The organism is Lysobacter sp. P5_C4 (genome assembly GCF_054049695.1).
This window is the reverse complement of the sequence record NZ_JBFULX010000001.1, coordinates 701,201-720,724: the sequence shown is the minus strand read 5'-3', so window position 1 is coordinate 720,724 and position 19,524 is coordinate 701,201. Positions and strand designations below refer to the sequence as shown.

General features: G+C 67.5%; 17 protein-coding genes and 5 tRNA genes. 14 read left to right on the top strand and 8 right to left on the bottom strand.

Annotated features, from left to right (window positions below):
• Positions 1–37 precede the first annotated feature (37 nt).
• Both ACXJJ8_RS03440 and ACXJJ8_RS03435 read right to left on the bottom strand, forming a co-directional pair.
• Positions 38–568 carry a phosphatase PAP2 family protein gene (locus ACXJJ8_RS03440; RefSeq protein WP_499026924.1) on the bottom strand — a complete coding sequence of 177 codons (531 nt, stop codon included), beginning with the start codon at positions 566–568 and terminating at the stop codon, positions 38–40.
• The gene (locus ACXJJ8_RS03435) at positions 546–1,697 is read right to left on the bottom strand and encodes a glycosyltransferase family 4 protein (protein WP_499026923.1); all 1,152 of its coding nucleotides are present in this window, start codon (positions 1,695–1,697) and stop codon (positions 546–548) included. Before ACXJJ8_RS03435 ends, ACXJJ8_RS03440 begins: the two co-directional genes overlap by 23 nt.
• Before the next feature lie 171 nt (positions 1,698–1,868).
• Here ACXJJ8_RS03435 and ACXJJ8_RS03430 point away from each other — a divergent pair, with 171 nt between their 5' ends.
• The 4 genes from ACXJJ8_RS03430 to ACXJJ8_RS03415 are packed head-to-tail and all read left to right on the top strand — an operon-like array spanning position 1,869 to position 7,160.
• On the top strand, positions 1,869–2,279 hold the full coding sequence (locus ACXJJ8_RS03430; RefSeq protein ID WP_499026922.1) for a GntR family transcriptional regulator: 411 nt from the start codon (positions 1,869–1,871) through the stop codon (positions 2,277–2,279).
• A 27-nt stretch (positions 2,280–2,306) separates the two neighbouring features.
• On the top strand, positions 2,307–3,224 hold the full coding sequence (locus ACXJJ8_RS03425; protein WP_499026921.1) for an ABC transporter ATP-binding protein: 918 nt from the start codon (positions 2,307–2,309) through the stop codon (positions 3,222–3,224).
• 20 nt (positions 3,225–3,244) lie between these two features.
• On the top strand, positions 3,245–5,077 hold the full coding sequence (locus ACXJJ8_RS03420) for a hypothetical protein (protein ID WP_499026919.1): 1,833 nt from the start codon (positions 3,245–3,247) through the stop codon (positions 5,075–5,077).
• Between the two features lie 16 nt (positions 5,078–5,093).
• Complete coding sequence (locus ACXJJ8_RS03415) at positions 5,094–7,160, top strand: S9 family peptidase (protein WP_499026918.1); 2,067 nt, start codon at positions 5,094–5,096, stop codon at positions 7,158–7,160.
• Positions 7,161–7,169: 9 nt separating this feature from the next.
• Here ACXJJ8_RS03415 and ACXJJ8_RS03410 read toward each other — a convergent pair whose 3' ends face one another.
• From ACXJJ8_RS03410 to ACXJJ8_RS03390, 5 genes are all read right to left on the bottom strand, one after another.
• Entirely contained in the window at positions 7,170–8,612 is a 1,443-nt protein-coding gene (locus tag ACXJJ8_RS03410) for a Ppx/GppA phosphatase family protein (protein WP_499027196.1), read from the bottom strand.
• Between the two features lie 92 nt (positions 8,613–8,704).
• The gene (gene ppk1, locus ACXJJ8_RS03405; protein ID WP_499026917.1) at positions 8,705–10,789 is read right to left on the bottom strand and encodes a polyphosphate kinase 1; all 2,085 of its coding nucleotides are present in this window, start codon (positions 10,787–10,789) and stop codon (positions 8,705–8,707) included.
• A complete protein-coding gene (gene phoR / locus ACXJJ8_RS03400; RefSeq protein ID WP_499026916.1) occupies positions 10,786–12,165 on the bottom strand; it encodes a phosphate regulon sensor histidine kinase PhoR in 1,380 nt (459 codons plus the stop codon). Before phoR ends, ppk1 begins: the two co-directional genes overlap by 4 nt.
• Before the next feature lie 10 nt (positions 12,166–12,175).
• The gene (gene phoB / locus ACXJJ8_RS03395; protein ID WP_499027195.1) at positions 12,176–12,865 is read right to left on the bottom strand and encodes a phosphate regulon transcriptional regulator PhoB; all 690 of its coding nucleotides are present in this window, start codon (positions 12,863–12,865) and stop codon (positions 12,176–12,178) included.
• 106 nt (positions 12,866–12,971) lie between these two features.
• A complete protein-coding gene (locus ACXJJ8_RS03390; RefSeq protein WP_499027194.1) occupies positions 12,972–14,552 on the bottom strand; it encodes a M48 family metalloprotease in 1,581 nt (526 codons plus the stop codon).
• Positions 14,553–14,754: 202 nt separating this feature from the next.
• On the opposite strand from ACXJJ8_RS03390, the gene grxC reads away from it, so the two are divergent.
• From grxC to ACXJJ8_RS03375, 3 genes are all read left to right on the top strand, one after another.
• Positions 14,755–15,018, top strand: coding sequence for a glutaredoxin 3 (grxC, locus tag ACXJJ8_RS03385; protein ID WP_499026914.1), 264 nt, complete (start codon positions 14,755–14,757; stop codon positions 15,016–15,018).
• Positions 15,015–15,407 (top strand): carboxymuconolactone decarboxylase family protein, encoded by a 393-nt coding sequence (locus ACXJJ8_RS03380; protein ID WP_499026912.1) that lies wholly within the window; start codon positions 15,015–15,017, stop codon positions 15,405–15,407. The genes grxC and ACXJJ8_RS03380 overlap by 4 nt, the downstream gene beginning before the upstream one ends.
• Before the next feature lie 105 nt (positions 15,408–15,512).
• Complete coding sequence (locus ACXJJ8_RS03375) at positions 15,513–16,541, top strand: isocitrate dehydrogenase (protein ID WP_499026910.1); 1,029 nt, start codon at positions 15,513–15,515, stop codon at positions 16,539–16,541.
• 70 nt (positions 16,542–16,611) lie between these two features.
• On the opposite strand, the gene ACXJJ8_RS03370 is transcribed toward ACXJJ8_RS03375, so the two are convergent.
• Positions 16,612–17,370, bottom strand: coding sequence for a Bax inhibitor-1/YccA family protein (locus tag ACXJJ8_RS03370; protein ID WP_499026908.1), 759 nt, complete (start codon positions 17,368–17,370; stop codon positions 16,612–16,614).
• A gap of 117 nt (positions 17,371–17,487) precedes the next feature.
• Here ACXJJ8_RS03370 and ACXJJ8_RS03365 point away from each other — a divergent pair.
• The 7 genes from ACXJJ8_RS03365 (at position 17,488) to ACXJJ8_RS03335 (ending at position 19,453) form a co-directional block, all read left to right on the top strand.
• Positions 17,488–17,564, top strand: a tRNA-Pro gene (locus tag ACXJJ8_RS03365).
• 7 nt (positions 17,565–17,571) lie between these two features.
• Positions 17,572–17,648 (top strand) — tRNA-Arg (locus tag ACXJJ8_RS03360).
• A gap of 141 nt (positions 17,649–17,789) precedes the next feature.
• Positions 17,790–18,572 carry a CPBP family intramembrane glutamic endopeptidase gene (locus tag ACXJJ8_RS03355; protein ID WP_499026907.1) on the top strand — a complete coding sequence of 261 codons (783 nt, stop codon included), beginning with the start codon at positions 17,790–17,792 and terminating at the stop codon, positions 18,570–18,572.
• Between the two features lie 77 nt (positions 18,573–18,649).
• A tRNA-His gene (locus tag ACXJJ8_RS03350) sits at positions 18,650–18,726 on the top strand.
• Between the two features lie 40 nt (positions 18,727–18,766).
• Positions 18,767–18,842: transfer RNA gene (locus ACXJJ8_RS03345), tRNA-Lys, on the top strand.
• 162 nt (positions 18,843–19,004) lie between these two features.
• On the top strand, positions 19,005–19,319 hold the full coding sequence (locus ACXJJ8_RS03340) for a hypothetical protein (protein ID WP_499026906.1): 315 nt from the start codon (positions 19,005–19,007) through the stop codon (positions 19,317–19,319).
• Positions 19,320–19,371: 52 nt separating this feature from the next.
• A tRNA-Leu gene (locus tag ACXJJ8_RS03335) sits at positions 19,372–19,453 on the top strand.
• The last annotated feature ends 71 nt before the right edge of the window (positions 19,454–19,524 follow it).

Here is a 19,524-nt window from a genome sequence, read left to right as displayed (position 1 = left end):
CTGGTCCAGGGCGCGGTGATCCCGCGCCCTTACGTCTTCAGAACAGCGTCGCGCCCGGTACGCACCACAACGACAACGAAGCGATCGCGGTGCCGATGGCCGTCGCCGCCAGTAAATCGCTCGGATAATGCAACCCGAGCACGACGCGCGACACCGCGACTGTCGAGGCGAACGGAACAAGCACCCACGCAAGGACCGGGTAATACGCCAACGCAACCAACGTGAACGCCACCGCGTGCAACGTATGCCCCGACGGAAAACTGAACTCGTCGAGCGGCGCGACCCACGCATGGATGCGCGCATCGGATGCGAACGGGCGGGGGCGTTTCGTCCAGCGTTTGAGCAACGCATACAGGCCGACCGCGATCGCACCGGTCACCGCCAGATGCGCTGCAGCCAACACGCCATGGCGTCCATCGAAGAGCACCATCGCCGCCATCAACGCATACCAGGCCCCGCCGTCGCCCAGTCGGCTGACCCACGCGAACACCGTGCGAACGCCGCGGTGTTCGCACCAGTGATTGGCCTTCAGGCACCAGGCCGAGTCAATCCGGGGCAAGCTGGGCATCGGCGATCCTCCTGCGTGCGGCGAGCATCTGTAGCAGGGCGTCGAACTGCGCGGCGACCTGGTCGGGGTGCAAGTGTTCGATGGCACCGCGCGCGGCGACGCGCATGCGGCGCAAACCGATCTCGTCTTCCGCCAGGCGCACGGCCGCGGCAATGAACGCGGCGGCGTCGCCATCGGGCACGCGCAGGCCGTGTTCGCCGTGGCGCAGGTGTTCGCGTGCGGCGCCGTAATCGAAGGCAATCGTCGCCACGCCGCTGGCCATCGCTTCGAGCGTGACATTGCCGAAGGTTTCGCTGCGGCTCGGGAAGAGGAAGATGTCGCCGCTCGCGAAATGGCTCGCGAGGTTTTCCCCGCGCTGCAGGCCGGCGAAGATGATGTCTGGGTTGGCTTGCGCGAGCGGTGCGCGCAAGGGGCCGTCGCCGACGAAGACCATCCGCGATTCCGGCCGCACGCGTTGCAGCGCACGAAACGCGGCGATCGCCAGCGCGAGATTCTTTTCCGCGGCGATGCGGCCGACGTGGATCGCGACCAGCGTGCCGTCGCCCGCGCCCCATGCGCCGCGCAATCGCGCATCGCGTTTGACGGGATGGAAGAGCGCGCCGTCGACCGCGCGCGCCAGTCGCAGCGGGTTGGCGAACTGGCGTTGCGCCAGGTAGTCCTGCAATTCGCGCGTGGCGACGAGGGTGACGTCGCCCGCGTTGTGGAAGCGCCGCATCCAGCGCAACGCGATCGGTTCGAGGAATCCGAATCCGTAATCGCGCATGTAGTGATCGAAGCGCGTGTGCAAGCCGGTGGCGACCGGCACGCCGAGGCGACGCGCGACGCGCCGCGCGGCCCAACCGAGCGGGCCTTCGGTCGCGATGTACACCGCGTCCGGGCGACGCGCGCCCCAGTGGCGCGTGAGCGCTCCCAATGCGGGCGCACCGAATCGCAAACCCGGGTAGCGCGGCAACGGGAAGCCGCGGACGAGGAGGGTGTCGTCTGTCGTTGCGCCGTCGCAGGGCTGGCGTGGACGCACCAGGTCGATGGCGTGGCCGCGCGCGCGCAGGCCCAGCGCGAGGCTCTCGACAGTCAGCGCGACGCCGTTGATTTCGGGCGGCCAGGTTTCGGTGACGATGGCGTAGCGCATGTCGGGCAGGGTCGTTCGCGTCGATGACCGGCCGGTTGCGCGTGCGTGACAGTTCCGCGGAGTCGAGCCGCCTGCCTTCGCAGTGGGCGGCAGGCCGTTCGTCGGGACGGCGCTTGACACCGGGTTGGTGTTCGTACTGTACTAGTCATCACAGTACACGTAGGACACCCAATGCCCCGCACCCAGGCCCTGATGCTGCAGATCGCCACCGGCGACCCCCGGCCGATCAGCAAGCAGATCGTCGACGCCGTGCGCATGAAGATCGCCACCGCCGAGCTCTCGGCCGGCGACCAACTCCCCAGCGTGCGCGGGCTGGCCCAGCAGCTGACCGTCAATCCGAACACGGTCGCAAAGGCCTACGCCGAGCTCACCGCCGAAGGGTGGGTGGAATCGCGGCAGGGCCTGGGGCTGTACGTCGCGCCGCCTCGTCAGCGCTTGAGCGATGCCGAGCGAAGTCGGCGCCTGGACGAAGCGATCCAGCGATTCCTGCACGACGTGATCGCGCTCGACTTCGCGCCTGACGAGGTGCAGGCGCGCCTGATCCACGAATTTCTCGCGCTTGCGCCCCGCAAGTCCGCCTGACCTGCCTCCGAGTTGAGTACGACCCCCATGGCTTCCAACGAATACGTCATCGAGACCAGTGCGCTGAGCAAGCGCTACGGCCGCAAGCTCGCGCTCGACCATCTCGACCTGCGCGTGCCGCGCGGCCGCATCCACGCGGTGGTCGGCGCCAATGGCGCCGGCAAGTCCACGCTCTTCCGCATCCTGCTCGGCTTCCTGCCGCCGACGGCAGGCACCGCGCGCATCCTCGGCCGCGATTGCGAGCGCCTCACGCCCGAGGACCGCGGCCGCATCGGCTTCGTCAACGAAGAACACACGCTGCCGGGCTGGATGCGCATCGCCGCGGTGATCGACATGCATCGCCGCCAATACAAAGCGTGGAACGAGGCCGCGTTCCAGAGCGTGCTCGGCCACTACCACGTGTTGCCCGAACAGAAGGTTGCGCAACTCTCGCGCGGCGAACGCGCCGGCTTCAACCTCGCACTCGCGCTCGCGCAGCGGCCGGAACTGCTGGTGCTCGACGAACCGACGCTCGGCCTGGACGTCGTCGCCAAGCGCGCGTTCCTCGAATCGCTGATGTACAGCAATGCCACCGACGAATGCACGGTCATCTATTGCTCGCACCAGATGGAAGAGATCGAGCGCGTCGCCGACAACCTGATCATCCTCGAACGCGGGAAGTTGATGCACATGTCGGCGCCCGACGATTTCTGCGCGCGCGTGACGCACTGGGTGGCCGACATTCCGTTCAAGGGCCCGGATCCCCAATCCGTGCCGGGCCTGCTGCAACTGCAGCGACTCGACGGTTTGCACCACTACCTCGTGCTCGACCAGGACGAAGACTTCGCGCAATTCCTGCGTGCGAGCGGTGCGCGCTCGGTGCAGAGCATGCCGGTGAGCCTGGACCGCGCCGTCAACGGCTTCCTCGCCAAGAACCACGCCGCGCCGACGCAAGCGCACGCATGAAGTCACCGGAAATCATCGCCATGATCGACATTTTCAAAGCCGAACTGCTCCGCTTCCGCTGGTGGGCAGCCGGATGCCTCGTCCTCCAGCTCATCGTGCTGGGCTTCCTCACGCGCCTCATCGACCTGGCGCAACAACCGGACATGGTCTACCAGGTGTTCACCGTCGCGTACGGCGCGCTGGGCCTGTTGCTCGGCCTGTACCAGATGGGCGGATATCGCCGGCCGAACACGTGGCTCAACCTGCTGCATCGTCCGATCGCGCCATGGAAGATCGCACTGGCGCTGACCGGTGCGGGTGCGGTGCTGCTCGCCGTCGGCATCGCGCTGCCGGCGCTGGTGGTCGCCGGATGGCAGGAGTGGATGACGCCACGCGTGGTCGATGCGCGCCACGTGTTGCTGATCGTGGCGGCCTGGTTGGTCGCGAGCTGCGCCTATCTCGCCGGGTGTTACGTGATGCTGTCCGACCGCCGCGTCGGCTTCAGCGCGGGCGTGTTCCTCGCCTTGTTCGCGGCCTCCGAAGCGACGGGGCGCGGCGCGCTGTTGCTGCAACTGTTGGCGCTCGCGTGGTTGGCGGCAATGGTGTTCGCGGCGTTCAAGCCCGATCTGAGCGCGGCACCGCGTGGCCTGGCGCGGACGGTGATCGTCGCGGCGCCGCTGCAGGTCGCGATGTGGATGGCGCTGGTGCTGGTCGGCTTCGGTGTCGAGTTCCTGTGGATCGCGCAGGGCTCGCATCCCAACAACGTCGAGGTGCCGAGGGCCGGCGGCGAGAAGGAATTGGAAAATGCCGAAGGCAAGGATGTGTTCCGCCTCGGCCTGGCCAACAGCAAGGATCCGGAAGCAGCGCTGTGGCGCGAGCAGGCGCGCATTTCGGAGATCTTCGAAGTCGGGCCCGGCATGCGCACCGTGCCCGCGCGCGGGCAGCTGATGAACCTGGCGCCGATGGAGTTCGATGCGAAGGCGCCGGACAGCGAGCGCAACATCCGCTGGGTCTTCAGCCACGACACGATGCATTTCGAAGGCTACGGCACGAGCGATCATCGCCGGGCGGGCACGCTCGGCGTCGCCGGCGACGCGCCGTTCCCCGCGCCGGTAATGCCCGGTCCGAAGAACCTCCTGTTCGACCGCATGACGGTGTATCAGTACGACGAAGATGCACGGCTCGTGCTGCCGCGCGTGCGCCTGCCGCAGGGCGAACGCTTGGCGGGTTTCGGTGAGGCCGGCGACGACGTCGCGGTGCTCAGCGATCGCGCGCTGTACTTCTACGATGCACGCGAGCTGGAGAACGACGACGGCGTGCTCGTGCCGCGCCAGCGCGTTCCGCTGCCAGGTGCGCCCGGCGACCTGCAACGCGTGGATGCGATGGAACTGCTCGATGGCTGGCTGCTTTCCTTCTCCTTCGTGCGCTCGTCCTACAACGCCGAAGGGGCGCTGCCGTTCCAGGAGATCGTGCGGGTGGACGACGACGGCCGCGTGCATGCGGTCGCGCGTCGCGACGTTGATCGCGACTACTTCGATGCGTGGCGCTATCAGGATTGGTTCCCGTCGCCGGTGGTGTATGCGGTGCAGAAGGCGGCGAAGAATGCGTTCGCCGGCGGCATGGCGCCGCTGCCGAAGCACGCGGCGCCCGTGCCGGACGCGATGAAATGGCTCGCGGGGTTGTTGATGCTCGCATCGCTGCTCGGCGCGGCGTGGCGCACGCGGCAGACCGCATTGTCGACACGTGCGCGCATCGCCTGGCTCATCGTTTGCGGCATCGTGAGCCTGCCTGCGTTGATGGCCCTGTGGCTGCTGTATCGAAAGCGCGAGACGGTGGACGACATCGACGTCGTGGCGCAGCCCGCCATCGCCTGAGCCCGGAGAACACACGATGATCAGGTTCCCGAAGTGGTTCAGGCAGGCGCTGCTCGCCCTCGCGATGGCGGGGTGCGGCAGTGCGGTGGCGCAGGACGCGCTCGACGTGCACGCGCTGCAGGCGGCCGTCGCCGCCGAACGCGCGCAGCCGCGCGCGCCGCAACTCCCGCGCATCGCGTTCCTCGCCACGTCCAGTCTGGACGGCGCGTGGTTGTCGGCCGATGGCCGCCGCGTCGCCTGGCTGCGCGAGGAAGGGCGGAATCGTTCGCTGTGGATCGCATCCACCCTCCGCGGCGCACCGGTCCGCACCTTGGCGAATACCGATGCGCAGGCACTGGCGTGGTCGCGCGACGGGCGCTGGTTGTTCCTGCAGTCGGCGCGCCAGGTGTTCGCGCTGGCGATGACGGGGCAGGGCGGGTCGGGCGCGATCGCAAAGCTCGGCGGACGTTGGCCGCGCACGCTGCTCGGCGCCGATCCGGTGATGCCGGCGGCCATCCTCGTGCTGGAGAGTCCCCCGGTCGTGTCGCGCCTGGACAAGCGCTGGCGCGTGTTCCGCATCGATGCGCACGGCCATCAGGCGCTGGTGCGCGAAGGCAGGCGGCAGATCGTCGACGTCGCCTTCGATGCGCGCGGTCGCCTGGCGTTCTTCACCGACGTCGCCGATGCGCGCTATACGGTGTTCCGCGTGCGCGGCGCGAGGACGACGCCTGCGCTGCAATGCATCGACCTCGCGCGCTGCACCTTGCTCACCGCTTCGGCCGATGGGCGGACCGCCACGCTGCTCACGGATGTCGGATCCAACCTCCGCCGCCTCGCGCGCCTGGAAGCAGACGACACGCTGACCACGCTCCACGTCGATCCGCGGGGCGCGGCCGACCTGCAGGATGTCGCGATCGATCCGCGCACGCAGCAGCCGGTGATCGCCGGCTACCGCACGATGACCGCGGTCAACCACGGGCTCACGCCCGACGCGCAGCGCCATGTCGCACGCATCCAGGCGCGTTGGCCGCAGCGGAACCTGCGCATCGATGTCGGGACCACGCGATGGCTCGTGCGCGAACGCGCGGGCACGATGAAGGGCGAGCGCCTGCACGTTTACGATCCCGCGACGGGCGCGTTCGTCGCTCTGTTGAACGACGTCGATACGCGCTGGCGCGGCAAGCCCGCGCCCGCGCTGGCCGAACGCGCGCTGTCGCGCAAGATTCCCTTCGCCTATCGCGCCGCCGACGGCATGGCCATCCACGGCTACGTGCTCGTGCCGCATGGCGTGGATCCTGCGCACGCGCCCATCGTCGCGAACGTGCACGGCGGGCCGTTCGCGCACGTCGGGCCGGAATTCTCGAGCGTCTCGCAACTGTTGGCCAATCGCGGCTACGTGGTGTACGAGCCCAACTTCCGCGGTTCGACCGGTTTCGGACGCGCCTACATGCGCGCCGGCAAAGGCGACTTCGGCAACGGGCGCGTGCAGCAGGACATCGTCGAAGGCGTGCGGTTCCTCGCAGCGCAGGGCATCGGCGATGCCTCGCGCGCGGGAATCGTCGGGGCATCGTTCGGTGGCTACTCGACGTTGTTGGGCGTGACTTTCCAGCCCGAGCTGTTCCGCGCCGGCGTCGCGGCGGTGCCGCCCGCCGACCTGGGTTGGGTGTTGCGCTGGTATTCGCGCACGATCGACCAGATGGCGCCGGGAATCCCGATGTCGACCAGCATGCGCCTGCTCGAGATGGATCCCGCGGACCCGACGGTGGCCGCGCGCCTGCGCGCGCAATCGCCGATCGCGCATGCAGCGGAATTGAACCGCCCGGTCTTGTTGCTGGCCGGCGGCGACGACGAACGTGTCCCCATCCGTAGCGTGCTGCACTACGCGGCGGCGTTGGAATCGCATGGCAAGGACGTGAGCCTGTTCGTCGACGAGGACGCGCGCCATTCGGTCGCCGACCCGCGAACCCGCGAGGCGTATCTGTATCTCATCGAACGCATGCTGCACCGCCGATTGGGCGGCGCTTCGCCCGAGGCGCCGGATGCCGGGCTGCGCGCGACGCTGGCGAAACGGATGCGGCTGAAGGGCAGTGACTTCCGCGATTGAGCCGGGGCTTCAATCCGCGGTGATTTTCAGCGCGATGCCGAGGTCGGCCGCATCCTTGGGTTCACCGCTGATGTCTTCGCGCAACAACGGGCGCTGGTCAATCCAGCGCTTGTCGAGCGTGAGCAGCAGGTTGTCACCGTTGGCGACGGCTTCCACGCGCGGGATTTCGTCGGGTTCGTGCGAGCGGTGCAGCAGCACGGCCAGGCGAAGCAGCGCCGCGCCGCGTTTCGTGCGAGCGAGCAGGCGATCGGGGATCGCGTCGAACGCCGATTTCGGAATGCCGCGCCGATGCGTGCGCACCAGCGATGCGAGCACGCGTTGTTCCTGTTGCGAAAAGCCGGAGATGTCGGAATGTTCGAGCACGTACGCGCCGTGCACGTGGTATTGGCTATGCGCGATGGCCAGGCCGAGTTCATGCAATTGCGCCGCGCGCGAAAGCATTGCGCGCGCTTCGGCGGGCAAATGCCATTCCGCGGCGACCTGGTCGAACAGGCTGAGCGCCGTCTGTTGTACGCGCGCCGCCTGTGCGGGATCGATACCATAGCGTTGCATCAGTGCCGCGACCGAGGCATCACGCGGATCGTCCGCGCCGCCGCGACCGAGCATGTCGACCAGCACGCCTTCGCGCAGTGCCGCCTTGCTCACCGCCATGCGTTCCAGGCCGAGCACGCCGAAGGCCGCCTCGAGCACGAGCAACCCGCCGGCGATGATCGGCTTGCGTTCGGCCGACAACCCCGGCAGGTCGATCTGGTCGATCGTTTCGGCCTGCAGCAAGCGATCGCGCACTTGGGGCAGCGCTTGCGCGGTGACCGCGCCCTTCGTCAGTTTCATGGCCGCGCAGATATCGCCGATCGCCTTGTTGGTACCCGACGAACCGAGCGCTTCGTGCCAACCCAATGCGCGATAGGTGTTGGAGAACTGCTGGAACTCCGCCGCGACTTCGGTCAGCGCCTTGTTCCACCGCTTGCGCGAAAGCTTGCCGTCGGGAAAGAAGCGCCGCGTGCTTGCGACGCAACCGGCCTGCAGGCTTTCGCGTTCGATCGCTTCCATGCCGCTACCGATGATGCATTCGGTGGAACCGCCGCCGATGTCGATCACCAGCCGCAACTCGCCGGGATTGGGCGGCTGCGCATTGGCGACGCCGAGATACACCAGGCGCGCTTCTTCGCGGCCGGACACGACTTCGATCGCATGGCCCAGCGCGGTTTCCGCCGGCAGCAGGAACACTTGCGGCATGGCGAGTTGGCGCACGGTGTTCGTCGCGATCACGCGCACGCGCTGCGGCGGAATCTCGCGCAAGCGCTGGCCGAATTTCTCCAGGCTGACGAGCGCGCGCCGCAGCACGACCGGATCCAGGCCGCCCTTTCCGTCGAGGCCTTCGGCGAGCCGCACCATGTCGCGGATGCGGTCGACTACGCGCAATTGGCCGAGTACGTAACGCGCCACGACCATGTGGAAACTGTTGGAACCCAGGTCGATGGCGGCGAGCAGATCGCCGTCCTGCAACGGCAACGCGGTGGCGCGCGGGCGGGCGAGGATCTCGTTCACGTGCAGATTTTCGCCAGCAACCAGTTCTGCGCCGAATGCGGCATCTCGTCGCCGGTGGGGACCACGCGTTCGTAACGGCCGTCGGCGTCGAGCGACCACGCGTTGCAGTTGTCGGCCAGGTAGTTGACGAGCGCTTCCTCGCGCACGCGTTCGGACAGCTCCGGCGCAAGGATCGGAAAGCCGGTCTCGATGCGGCGCAGCAGGTTGCGCTCCAGCCAGTCGGCGCTGGAGCAGAACAATTCGGGATCGCCGTCGTTGGCGTACCAGTAAACGCGGTGGTGTTCGAGGAACCGCCCGACGATCGAACGCACGCGGATGTTCTCCGACACGCCCGGCACGCCGGGCCGCAACGCGCACGCGCCGCGCACGATCAGGTCGATTTCCACGCCCGCCTGCGATGCGACATAGAGCGCGCGGATGACCTGCGGCTCGTTGAGCGCGTTCATCTTGGCGATGATGCGCGCAGGCTTGCCGGCGCGCGCATGGCGCGTTTCGCGATCGATGCGTTGCAGCACGCCCGCATGCAAGGTGAAAGGCGACTGCAGCAGGCGCTTGAGTTTGACCGCGGGCGCCAGGCCGGACAGCTGGCGGAAGATCAGGTCGACATCGTTGCCGATGTCGGGATCGGCGGTGATCAGGCCGAAGTCGGTGTAGGCGCGCGCGGTGCCCGAATGATAGTTGCCCGTTCCCAGGTGCACGTAGCGCCGCAGCTTGCGGCCTTCGCGACGCACCATCAGCAGCATCTTCGCGTGCGTCTTGTAGCCGACCACGCCGTAGACCACCTGCACGCCCGCGTCCTGCAGGCGATCGGCGAGACCGAGGTTGGCTTCTTCATCGAAGCGCGCGCGCAACTCGACGACGACGGTGACGTCCTTGCCGTTGCGCGCGGCCTGCACGAGCTGGTCGACGATCGGCGAGTCCTTGCCCGCACGGTACAGCGTCTGCTTGATCGCGAGCACGTTCGGGTCTTCGGCCGCCTGCTTGATCAACTCGAGCACGGGCGCGAAAGAATCGAACGGGTGGTGCAGCAGCACGTCGGATTCGGCGACGCGTTCGAACATGCCGTCCATGTCGCGCAGGTTGCGCGGCTGGAAGGGCATGTATTTCAGGTCGGGGCGCTGCACCAGGTCGTAGACCTGGATGACGCGGTTGAGGTTGACCGGCCCGTTGATGCGATAGACCGCGTTCTCCGGCAGGTCGAAGTTCACCAGCAGCGTGCGCACGATTTCCGTCGGGCACTGCTCGGCGATCTCCAGGCGCATCGCGCGCAGGTAACCGCGGCCGACGAGTTCGTCGCGCAAGGCCAGCGCGAGGTTTTCGACTTCCTCTTCGTCGACGATCAACTCGGAGTTGCGCGTGACGCGGAACTGGTACGCGCCTTTCACCTGCATGCCGGGGAACAGCTCGTCGACGAACGCCGACAAGACGGCGGACAGGAACACGAAGTCGGTCGGGCCGCCGGAGACCTCCGGCGGAATCTGGATGATGCGCGGCAACGATCGCGGTGCGCGCACGATCGCCAGGTGCCCCGCACGGCCGAAGGCGTCCTTGCCCTTCAACACGACGACGATGTTGAGCGACTTGTTGAGGATCTTCGGGAAGGGATGCGCCGGATCGAGCCCGAGCGGCGAGAGCACCGGCAGGATTTCGTCGCGGAAGTAATCGCGCAGCCAGCGCGTCTGTCGCGCGCTCCACGCATCGCGCGGCGCGATGCGCACGCCTGCCTGCGTGAGTTGCGGGCGCAGTTCCTCGTTCCAGCAGCGGTATTGCGCGTCGACCAGGTCCTGCGCGCGCGCGTGGATTTCCTTCAGCACCGTCGCCGGCGCCATGCCGTCGGGGCCCGGCGGCACGCCGAAGTCCTGCGAATGGCGCACGGTGGCCGCGCGGATCTCGAAGAACTCGTCGAGGTTGGTGCAGGAGATGCACAGGTAACGCAGGCGCTCGAGCAGCGGCACCTGCGGGTCGCGCGCCTGCGCGAGGACGCGGAAGTTGAAGTCCAGCTGCGAGAGCTCGCGATTGAAGTACATCGCGGGGTCGCGGAGCGGGTCGACGTCCTGGGGTGTTTCGATGGCGGCGTTCATGGTTGCGTCGACGGGGCGTCCGTGGATTCTGCCTCAGCCGGGGCAGGGAAGCCGTCGCAAGGGTCGCGCGGCAGGACGCGATCGGTGGGGAAATGACCGGCGAAGGTGCTGCCCTGGCCGACTTCACTGTCGATCGACAGGCGCGCGCCATGCAGGTTCAGCACGTGTTTGACGATCGCAAGGCCGAGGCCCGTGCCGCCGCTTTCGCGCGAACGGCTGGTCGACACGCGATAGAAGCGTTCGGTGATGCGCGGCAGGTGCGCGGCGGGGATGCCGTAGCCGGTGTCGTTCACCGCCAGCACCGCGCCGGCGCCTTCGGGGGCGAAACGCACGGTGATCGTGCCGCCGACGGGCGTGTAGCGCACCGCGTTGCTGACGAGGTTGGAGAAGGCGCTGTGCAATTCCTTCGTCGAACCGCGCAGGTCGAGCGGCGTGCCGCGCGCAAGGGTCATGTCGTCGACGACGACGCGATGGCGGCCCTGGCTCAGGGCTTCGGCTTCGCGACGCAAGGTGGCGAGCATCGAGGCCATCGACACCGGGTCGTCGACGACGCCGTCCTGCGCTTCCAGGCGCGAGAGCGTCAGCAGGTCTTCGACGAGCTGCGTCATGCGCTGCGATTGACGCTGCATTTCGGCGAGCATCGGCGCCCATTCGGGCTGGTCGGCGGGATCGAGCAGATCGAGGTAACCGTGCACGACGGTCAGCGGCGTGCGCAGTTCGTGCGAAACGTTCGCGACGAAATCGCGGCGCATGTGTTCCAGCCGCATCAGCTTGGTGACGTCGCGTGCGACGAGCAGCCATAGTTCTTCGGAATAAGGGATCAGGCGCAGGCTCAGGCGCGTGGCCGCATCCACGGGCGAGGGCGTGTCGTGCAGGGGCTCGGCGTTGCGGCCGGCGGCGAGCCAGCGCGAGAGCGACATCGAATGGAGGCGTTCGCCCAGCGGCGCGCCCGCATCGCGCGGATAGCGCAGGCCCAGCAGCGTGGTCGCCGCGGGATTGAACCATTGCACGCGCTGGCTGTTGCGTTCGATTACCACCACCGCATCGGGCAATGCCATCGCCGCGGCGCGGTACGCGCGCAGCATCGCAACCAGGCGGCGCTTGCGCGCGCGCACGTCGGATTGGCTGCGGTGCAGCAGGCGGTCGAGTTCGTTCCAGACCCCATCGCCTTCCGGCGACGGGATGCGGTTGCCGGCGGAGAGGCGCGCGAGCACGCCGTGCAGGCGCGCGTAATGCCACGCGACGATCCCCAGCGCCGCCACGGTCACCACCGGCCACGGATACCCGACGAGCAGCCCGACGACCACGGCACCGCCGAGGACGGCGGCGAGCTGGCCGAGCGTGCGGGTCCAGGTCTGTCGTGCGCGCGGTGGCATGCCCGCCAGTCTAGACCGCGGCGGAGAAGCGGTAGCCTGCGCCGCGCACGGTCTGGACCATCGGGTCGAGCTGGTGCGGTTCGAGCGTCTTGCGCAGGCGGCGGATGTGGACGTCGACGGTGCGCTCCTCGACGTACACGCTGCCGCCCCACACGTGGTCGAGCAGTTGCGAGCGGGTGTACACGCGCTCGGGATGGGTCATGAAAAAGTGCAGCAGGCGATATTCGGTGGGGCCGATCTGCACCGGTGCCTCGTCGGCGAACACGCGATGCGCCGCGCCATCGATGCGCAGGCCGCCGACCTTGACGCTGCCGTCCTCGTCGTCTTCGCGCGAGCGGCGCATGACCGCGCGGATGCGGGCCAGCAGTTCGCGCGCGGAGAACGGCTTGACGACGTAATCGTCCACGCCCGCTTCCAGGCCGCCGACGCGATCGTTTTCCTCGCCGCGCGCGGTGAGCATGATGATCGGCACTTCGCGCGTGAGGTGTTCCTTGCGCCAGCGGCGGGCGAGTTCCAGGCCACTGGTGCCGGGCAGCATCCAGTCGAGCAGGATCAGGTCCGGGACCTTGTCGGCGATGGCGGACTGGGCTTCGCGGGCATCACCGGCATGGACCGGTTCGAACTCGGCCTTGCGCAGGGCGAAGGCCACCATGTCGCGGATGGCCGGTTCGTCGTCGACGATGAGGATGCGTTTGAGCATGGCGGTGGCGTCGGGGCCCATGGAGCCCGCGTCTTGCGGGCCATGGTGCCAGTAGACGACGGTTTTGTGACCGTGGGGTGACACGGTCAAAAGTGCGCTGCCCGGGCTAGTTCCTGTCGACCTTGTCGTCCTTGACCCCCTGGCGGTGCAACTCGAGCACTGTCGGGGTGATCTGCGCGATGCGCGCGTCGATACGGGAGCGGGCGTAATAGTCGAGGTCGCCGCGCTTCTTCAGGTTCTCCAATTGCACCAGCGCGCGTTCCGGTCGACCGTTCAGGTATTCGGCTTCGGCGTGGGCTTCGCCGGCGCGGATGGGGTCGCCGGCCAGGTCGCTCGCGCGGGCGAAGGTCTCCTGGTAGACCGGGTCGTCCGCGGCCTGCGACGCCAGCGCGCGCAGGATGCCCTGGGCCTTCTTGCCCGAGGCCGCATCGCCGCGTTCGCCCAGGACCTGCGCGTAGGTCAGCACCACCGCGCGATTGCGCGGCATGCGGTCGACCAGGCGTTGGAAGCGTGCATCGGCATCGGCCTTCTTGCCGGCGCGGGCTTCCATTTCGCCCATCGCGAGCTGCAGCCAGGTGTCGTTCGGGGATTTCTTCAGCACGGGGTCGAGATCGGAGATCGCCGCCGTCGCCTGGTTGGCCTGCAGGCGCGCGAGCGCCAGGCCGTATTGCTGCGCATCGTCCAGCGGTGCCTTGTTGCGCATCTGCTCGTATTCGCGCACGGCTTCGGCGGGCGTGTTGGCGCTCAGCACGCGCATGCGCTCCCTGGCCCAGCCGAAGTTGCCCGTGCCCGCCGCGGCGAGCGAGGCCTGCGGCAGGCGGATGTTGCCGGGCAGCATCGGGTTGGCGGTGGTGGGCGCGGCGAAGTTGTTGGTCGCCTTCATCGTCGCCGCGCGTTCCTTCGCTTCGCTGATGCGCGTGACGGTGATCGGATGCGTTTGCAGATAATCGGGCGTGCGTTCGCGCGAACCGCCCTGGTTGGCGCGCACCCAGCCCTGCAGCGTGGTGAAGAATTCGGCCATCGCCTTCGGGTCGTAGCCGCTGCGCCAGAGCGTCTGCATGCCGACGCGGTCGGCCTCGGCTTCGTTGTCCCGCGTGTAGTCGATCTGGCGCTGGTACATCAGCCCCTGGCCCACGGACAGCGCGGCCATCGTTGCATCGTCGCTCGAATTCCCGCCGGCCTGTTGCGCGACGAGGATCGCGCCCAGCATCGCGAGCAGGATCGGCACGCTTTCGCGCTGCGCGCGTTCGACGCCGCGCAGCACGTGGTCCTGCGTGACGTGCGCGATTTCATGCGACAGCACGCTGGCGACCTGGTCCTCGCGCGTGGCGGCGAGCACGAGGCCGGCGTTGGTGCCGACGTAACCGCCGAGCGTGGCGAAGGCATTGATCTGCCGGTCCTTCATCAGGAAGAAGGTGAAGGATTGGCGCGGCCGGTCGCTGTTGGCGGCGAGCTTGTGGCCGACCGCCTGCAGCCAGTCCTCGAGGAGGGGGTCGTCGAGGATGTAGCCGTAGTGGCGCAACTGGCTGAGCGTCATCGCGCCGTATTCGGCCTGTTGCGAGGGGCCGAGCACTTCGCCGGCCGACGAGCCGATGTCGGGCAGGCGCGACTTGTTGTTGGCGTTCTGCGCCAGCAGGGGCGCGGACAGGGCGAGGGTGGCCAGCACGGCGAGGGCGAGCGGGGCCAGGCGTCGGGGAGATCGATGGGTGGATTGCACGCAGGCTTCCTCGCACGGGGCCGGTGAACCACCGGTTAATTCATATAACCACGCTTCGAATACGCAGCGCCTACGCAGTGTTGCACCCATGGTCCCCCGAAGGGGTGGAAATGCGCCGCGCCGCGTCCCATATTCCCGACCATCGCACGCGCCACAAGTTTCCGGAGCCACCATGACCCACCCCATCATCACCATCTACAGCACGGCGATCTGCCCGTACTGCGTCGCCGCCAAGAACTTCCTGAAGAGCAAGGGCCTGGCCTGGAACGAAGTCCGCATCGACACCGCACCCGGCGAGCGCGACAAGATGGTGGAGCGCACGCGTCGCACGTCGGTGCCGCAGATCTTCGTCGGGGACACGCACGTCGGCGGCTACGACGACATGATGGCGCTGCATCGCGCGGGCAAGCTCGAGCCGCTGCTGGTGGGCGCATGAGTGCCGGGAGCGAGGAAGACCGCGTCCGCGAATTCACCGAGTTCCGCAAGCGGATGAACGAGCGGATCCTGGCCGAACCCAACCAGGTCGTCCGCCGCTTCTTCGCGCTCGATACGCAGACCTACCAGGCCGGCGCGCTCGACGTGAAGACCAAGGAATTGCTCGGCCTGGTCGCCTCGCTGGTCCTGCGGTGCGACGACTGCATCAGCTACCACGTGGCGCAATGCCGCGAGGCCGGCGTGAACCGCGACGAGATGTTCGAAACCTTCTCCGTCGGCCTGGTGGTCGGCGGCTCGATCGTGATCCCGCACTTGCGGCGCGCGGTGGATTTCCTCGACAAGCTCGAGTCCGGGCAAAGCGCGTCCGCGTCCGCCCACGATCACGGCTGACCCTACGCCCCCGGACGGCGCCACGCGCCGGTCTGGCATAATTGCGGGCTCCCACACCCCGACGGCACGCGGCTGCGTGCCGTCCGCACGTCCGGAACGCCTTCAATGACGCAGACCCCCGCACCGCACACCATCACCGTCCTTCGCGGCGACGGCATCGGCCCCGAGATCATGGACGCCGCCTTGTTCGTCCTGGACACGATGGACCTCGGCCTGCAGTACGAGTACGCCGATGCGGGCATGACGGCGCTGGAGAAGGTCGGCGAACTGCTGCCGGCGGCGACGATGGATTCGATCCGCAAGAACCGCATCGCGCTCAAGAGCCCGCTGACCACGCCGGTCGGCGAAGGCTTCAGTTCGATCAACGTCGAGCTGCGCAAGCGTTTCGACCTCTACGCCAACGTGCGTCCGGCGAAGAGCTTCCCGAACACGAAGTCGCGTTTCCCCACGGGCGTGGACCTGGTCACGGTGCGCGAGAACACCGAAGGCGCGTACATCGGCGAAGGCCAGATGCTTTCGGAGGACGGCGAGACCGCCGTGCTCACGCAGAAGGTCACGCGCCGCGGTTCGGAGCGCATCGTGCGTTACGCGTTCGAACTCGCGCGCCGCACCGGCCGCAAGAAGGTCACGGTGGTGCACAAGGCGAACATCCTGAAGTCCACGTCGGGCCTGTTCCTCAAGACCGCGCGCGCGGTGGCCGCCGAATATCCCGACATCCAGTGCAACGAGATGATCGTGGACAACTGCTGCATGCAGCTGGTGATGAAGCCCGAGCAGTTCGACATCATCGTGACCACCAACCTGTTCGGCGACATCATTTCCGACCTGTGCGCCGGCCTCGTCGGCGGCCTGGGCCTGGCGCCGGGCGCGAACATCGGCACGGACGCGGCGATTTTCGAAGCCGTGCACGGCTCGGCGCCGGACATCGCGGGCAAGGGCGTCGCCAACCCCTGCGCGCTGCTGCTCGCCGCGGCGCAGATGCTCGACCACCTCGGCATGGTCGACAAGGCGGAGAAGCTGCGCGGCGCGATCATCGCCACGCTGGAAGCAAAGGATTCGCTGACGCCGGACCTGGGCGGCGAGGGGAACACGATGTCGTTCGCGAAGGCGATCGCAAAGCGCGCTTCGGTGTAAACGCAATCGGTTCGGGAGCGAAAAAAAACGGCGCCCCGGGGCGCCGTTTTCGTTTCGGGGTGCGCGCGCGTCAGTCGCGCAGCTTCGACAGCAGGCGCAGGAACTCGATGTACAGCCACACCAGCGTGAGCATCAGGCCGAACGCGGCGTACCACTCCATGTACTTCGGCGCGTTTGCATCCACGCCCGATTCGATGAAGTCGAAGTCGAGCACCAGGTTCATCGCGGCCACCACCACCACGAACAGGCTGAAGCCGATGCCGATCACGCCGGATTCGTGGATATACGGGATGTCGGTCCCGAACAGGCGCAGCACGATCGTCGCCAGGTAAATCAGCGCGATGCCGCCCGTGGCCGCCACGACGCCGAGCCTGAAGTTTTCCGTCGCGCGGATCAGGCCGGAGCGATACGCCATCAACAGCGCGAACAGCGTGCCCATCGTCAGCAGCACTGCCTGCATCACGATGCCCGGATAGCGCGCTTCGAAGACCGCGGAGATCGCACCGAGGAACAGTCCTTCGGACAGCGCGTACAGCGGCGCGGTGACCGGCGCCCAGGTCTGCTTGAAGATCGTCGCCAGCGCGAACACCAGCCCGCCGACGGCGCCGCCGATCAAGAAGATCGGCAGGTTGGGCGAAACGCCGGCCGCGGTGGGGGCGACGCTGTTCCAGGCATACGCGCCCGTAAGCACCGCGAGCAGGAGCAGCAGACCGGTCTTGTTGACCGTGCCGTTGAGAGTCATCGCCTGGCCGTCGCGCGTGACGACCGAGCCGCTGCCGATGTCGAGGAACGTGGATTCCTTGAGCGCCGGATTTCCCGTGCGAAGCATGGTGCTGCCCCTTGTGCGAATGATTCGGGGAGCATAGCGTGGACCGCCCGCGTTGACAGGCGGGGCCGCAGGTTCCCAGAATCCCGCGTCCCGGCACGCCCGGGGACCGGAAAACACCGGGGTATAGCGCAGTCTGGTAGCGCGCCTGCTTTGGGAGCAGGATGTCGGGGGTTCGAATCCCTCTACCCCGACCACATCGAAGCGCCCGTAGCTCAACTGGATAGAGCACCGGCCTTCTAAGCCGGCGGTTGCAGGTTCGATTCCTGCCGGGCGCGCCACGAGGCGCGCAGCGCCTCGGGCGCCGAACTTTTGCGGAGGCAAAAGTTCGTAACGGGCGTCAGGCCAAATACCCGCGCTGTCGCGCGCCCCTTTTACTAAAAGGGGCTACTTCGAAACCTGCGTTCTACCTGGGCGGATGGATGATCAAGGGCGCATTGGTCTTGGTTTGGGTGGTGGTTTTCGTTGCGCTGGATCTGTACGCCAATCTCGTGCCGCTGTGGTGGGCCGACGCGCCTGCGCGTTGGTTCGTTTACGCGGGCGCGTTCTTCGTGCTCGCATGGCTCGCCGGGCGATTCGCGTTGGGTGTGCAGTCGCTGGCGGGGTTCGGGCTCGGGCTTGGGCGGGCGTGGGGTCGGGAACTCGGGATCGGATTCGCGCTGGGCGCGGGCGTCTGGTTGCTGAAGAACGCCGTGTTCTTCGCGATGGGCAAGTTCCAGGTCGCTGGCTGGATGGACGGCGCGGACATGGCGAAACTCATGGCGCAGGCGGCGATCGGCATGTTGCTGGCCTCTGCGATCAACGATCTGCTGATCCGCGGGTACTGGTTCGCGTGGTGCAGGCGCGCGGGTCGCTTGCGGTGGTTCGTGGTGGTCGCCACGGTGCTGTACGTGCTCGACGACGGGTGGAACGCAGGCTTCGCGCCGCTGGATCTCGCCTTTTCGACCGTGCTCGGCATCGCGCTTGCGTGGACGGTGCTGAAGACCGGCCGCATTTGGATGTCGATCGGCATCCACTGGGGCGGCAACATGGTGTACCGGGCGATGTCGGGGTTCGATGGGCACGGCGTGATTGCGCTGTCGGATGTCCGGCAGGGCGAACGTTACGAACTGGTCGCGATCGCGATCACCGCGCTGCTGATGCCCGCGGTGTGGTTTCTCCTGCGTGAACGCCGGGACGTCGCGCCGATTGCCGAAGCGGCCTGAATTGGACCGGCGGCTTGCATCCCCACGCCGAGTCCTGAAGAATAGCCGGCCGCTCGCAGGTGATCGCAAGCGCCGTGGTGGCTGTAGCTCAGTTGGTTAGAGTACTGGATTGTGATTCCAGATGTCGGGGGTTCGAGTCCCCTCAGCCACCCCATTCCGTTTCGCAGCCCGCACGTTTACAATGCGCGCCGCACGGGCCGTTAGCTCAGTTGGTAGAGCAGTTGACTCTTAATCAATAGGTCCAAGGTTCGAATCCTTGACGGCCCACCAATAAGAAGAGGGATCTGGCAGCAATGCCAGGTCCCTTTTTCTTTGGCGCCTGCGGGTACGATCCGCCGACGGCCCAAACCTCGCCAGCGCTCCGCGACCGCCGCCACCGGTAGCTTGCGTAGGAAGTTCATGAGCGCCCCCGTGCGCGTGTCGGAGTTTCCCATGCGCCGATCCTTCCTCCTCCTCGCCTTGATGCTCCTGGCGGCCTGTTCCGACGGACGACGCTTCTCGCCGGAGGCCTGGGCGCAGGAGGACCGGTTCGATCGGCATGTCTTCACCTCCGACCTCATCGCGCGGCGGCTGTTGATCGGAAAGGGCTGGGGGGAAGTGCACCACATGCTCGGCCAGGGGCGCACGCTGGGGCAGGAGGCGTCGACCTGGGACGTGGGCGTGGACGCCGACACCGGGGCGCCGATCGTGCTGCAGGTCGATTTCAAGGACGGCGTCGCCACGCACGCGGCGGTCCATCGCGAATGACCGCCGGCCTGCCGTGGCGCGGGAGCCTGCGCGCCGGGCACAATGCGCCCTCGCGAGAGTGGCGGAATTGGTAGACGCACTGGATTTAGGTTCCAGCGCCGCAAGGCGTGCGGGTTCGAGTCCCGCCTTTCGCATGTTGGAACGGCCGCCGGGTGGCGGCCCGGGCTGCTTTCGGCCAAACTACCCCGTTCCGCCGCCGCGCTTC

Excerpts from the sequence above, each read along its gene's own strand:
- phoR (WP_499026916.1), bottom strand. The coding sequence starts at position 12,165 with ATGCCACCGCGCGCACGACAGACCTGGACCCGCACGCTCGGCCAGCTC.
- ACXJJ8_RS03415 (WP_499026918.1), top strand. The coding sequence starts at position 5,094 with ATGATCAGGTTCCCGAAGTGGTTCAGGCAGGCGCTGCTCGCCCTCGCG.
- ACXJJ8_RS03355 (WP_499026907.1), top strand. The coding sequence starts at position 17,790 with ATGATCAAGGGCGCATTGGTCTTGGTTTGGGTGGTGGTTTTCGTTGCG.
- ACXJJ8_RS03410 (WP_499027196.1), bottom strand. The coding sequence starts at position 8,612 with ATGGTCGTGGCGCGTTACGTACTCGGCCAATTGCGCGTAGTCGACCGC.
- phoB (WP_499027195.1), bottom strand. The coding sequence starts at position 12,865 with ATGCTCAAACGCATCCTCATCGTCGACGACGAACCGGCCATCCGCGAC.
- grxC (WP_499026914.1), top strand. The coding sequence starts at position 14,755 with ATGACCCACCCCATCATCACCATCTACAGCACGGCGATCTGCCCGTAC.
- ACXJJ8_RS03420 (WP_499026919.1), top strand. The coding sequence starts at position 3,245 with ATGATCGACATTTTCAAAGCCGAACTGCTCCGCTTCCGCTGGTGGGCA.
- ACXJJ8_RS03425 (WP_499026921.1), top strand. The coding sequence starts at position 2,307 with ATGGCTTCCAACGAATACGTCATCGAGACCAGTGCGCTGAGCAAGCGC.
- ppk1 (WP_499026917.1), bottom strand. The coding sequence starts at position 10,789 with ATGAACGCCGCCATCGAAACACCCCAGGACGTCGACCCGCTCCGCGAC.
- ACXJJ8_RS03340 (WP_499026906.1), top strand. The coding sequence starts at position 19,005 with ATGCGCCGATCCTTCCTCCTCCTCGCCTTGATGCTCCTGGCGGCCTGT.
- ACXJJ8_RS03435 (WP_499026923.1), bottom strand. The coding sequence starts at position 1,697 with ATGCGCTACGCCATCGTCACCGAAACCTGGCCGCCCGAAATCAACGGC.
- ACXJJ8_RS03430 (WP_499026922.1), top strand. The coding sequence starts at position 1,869 with ATGCCCCGCACCCAGGCCCTGATGCTGCAGATCGCCACCGGCGACCCC.
- ACXJJ8_RS03370 (WP_499026908.1), bottom strand. The coding sequence starts at position 17,370 with ATGCTTCGCACGGGAAATCCGGCGCTCAAGGAATCCACGTTCCTCGAC.
- ACXJJ8_RS03380 (WP_499026912.1), top strand. The coding sequence starts at position 15,015 with ATGAGTGCCGGGAGCGAGGAAGACCGCGTCCGCGAATTCACCGAGTTC.
- ACXJJ8_RS03440 (WP_499026924.1), bottom strand. The coding sequence starts at position 568 with ATGCCCAGCTTGCCCCGGATTGACTCGGCCTGGTGCCTGAAGGCCAAT.
- ACXJJ8_RS03375 (WP_499026910.1), top strand. The coding sequence starts at position 15,513 with ATGACGCAGACCCCCGCACCGCACACCATCACCGTCCTTCGCGGCGAC.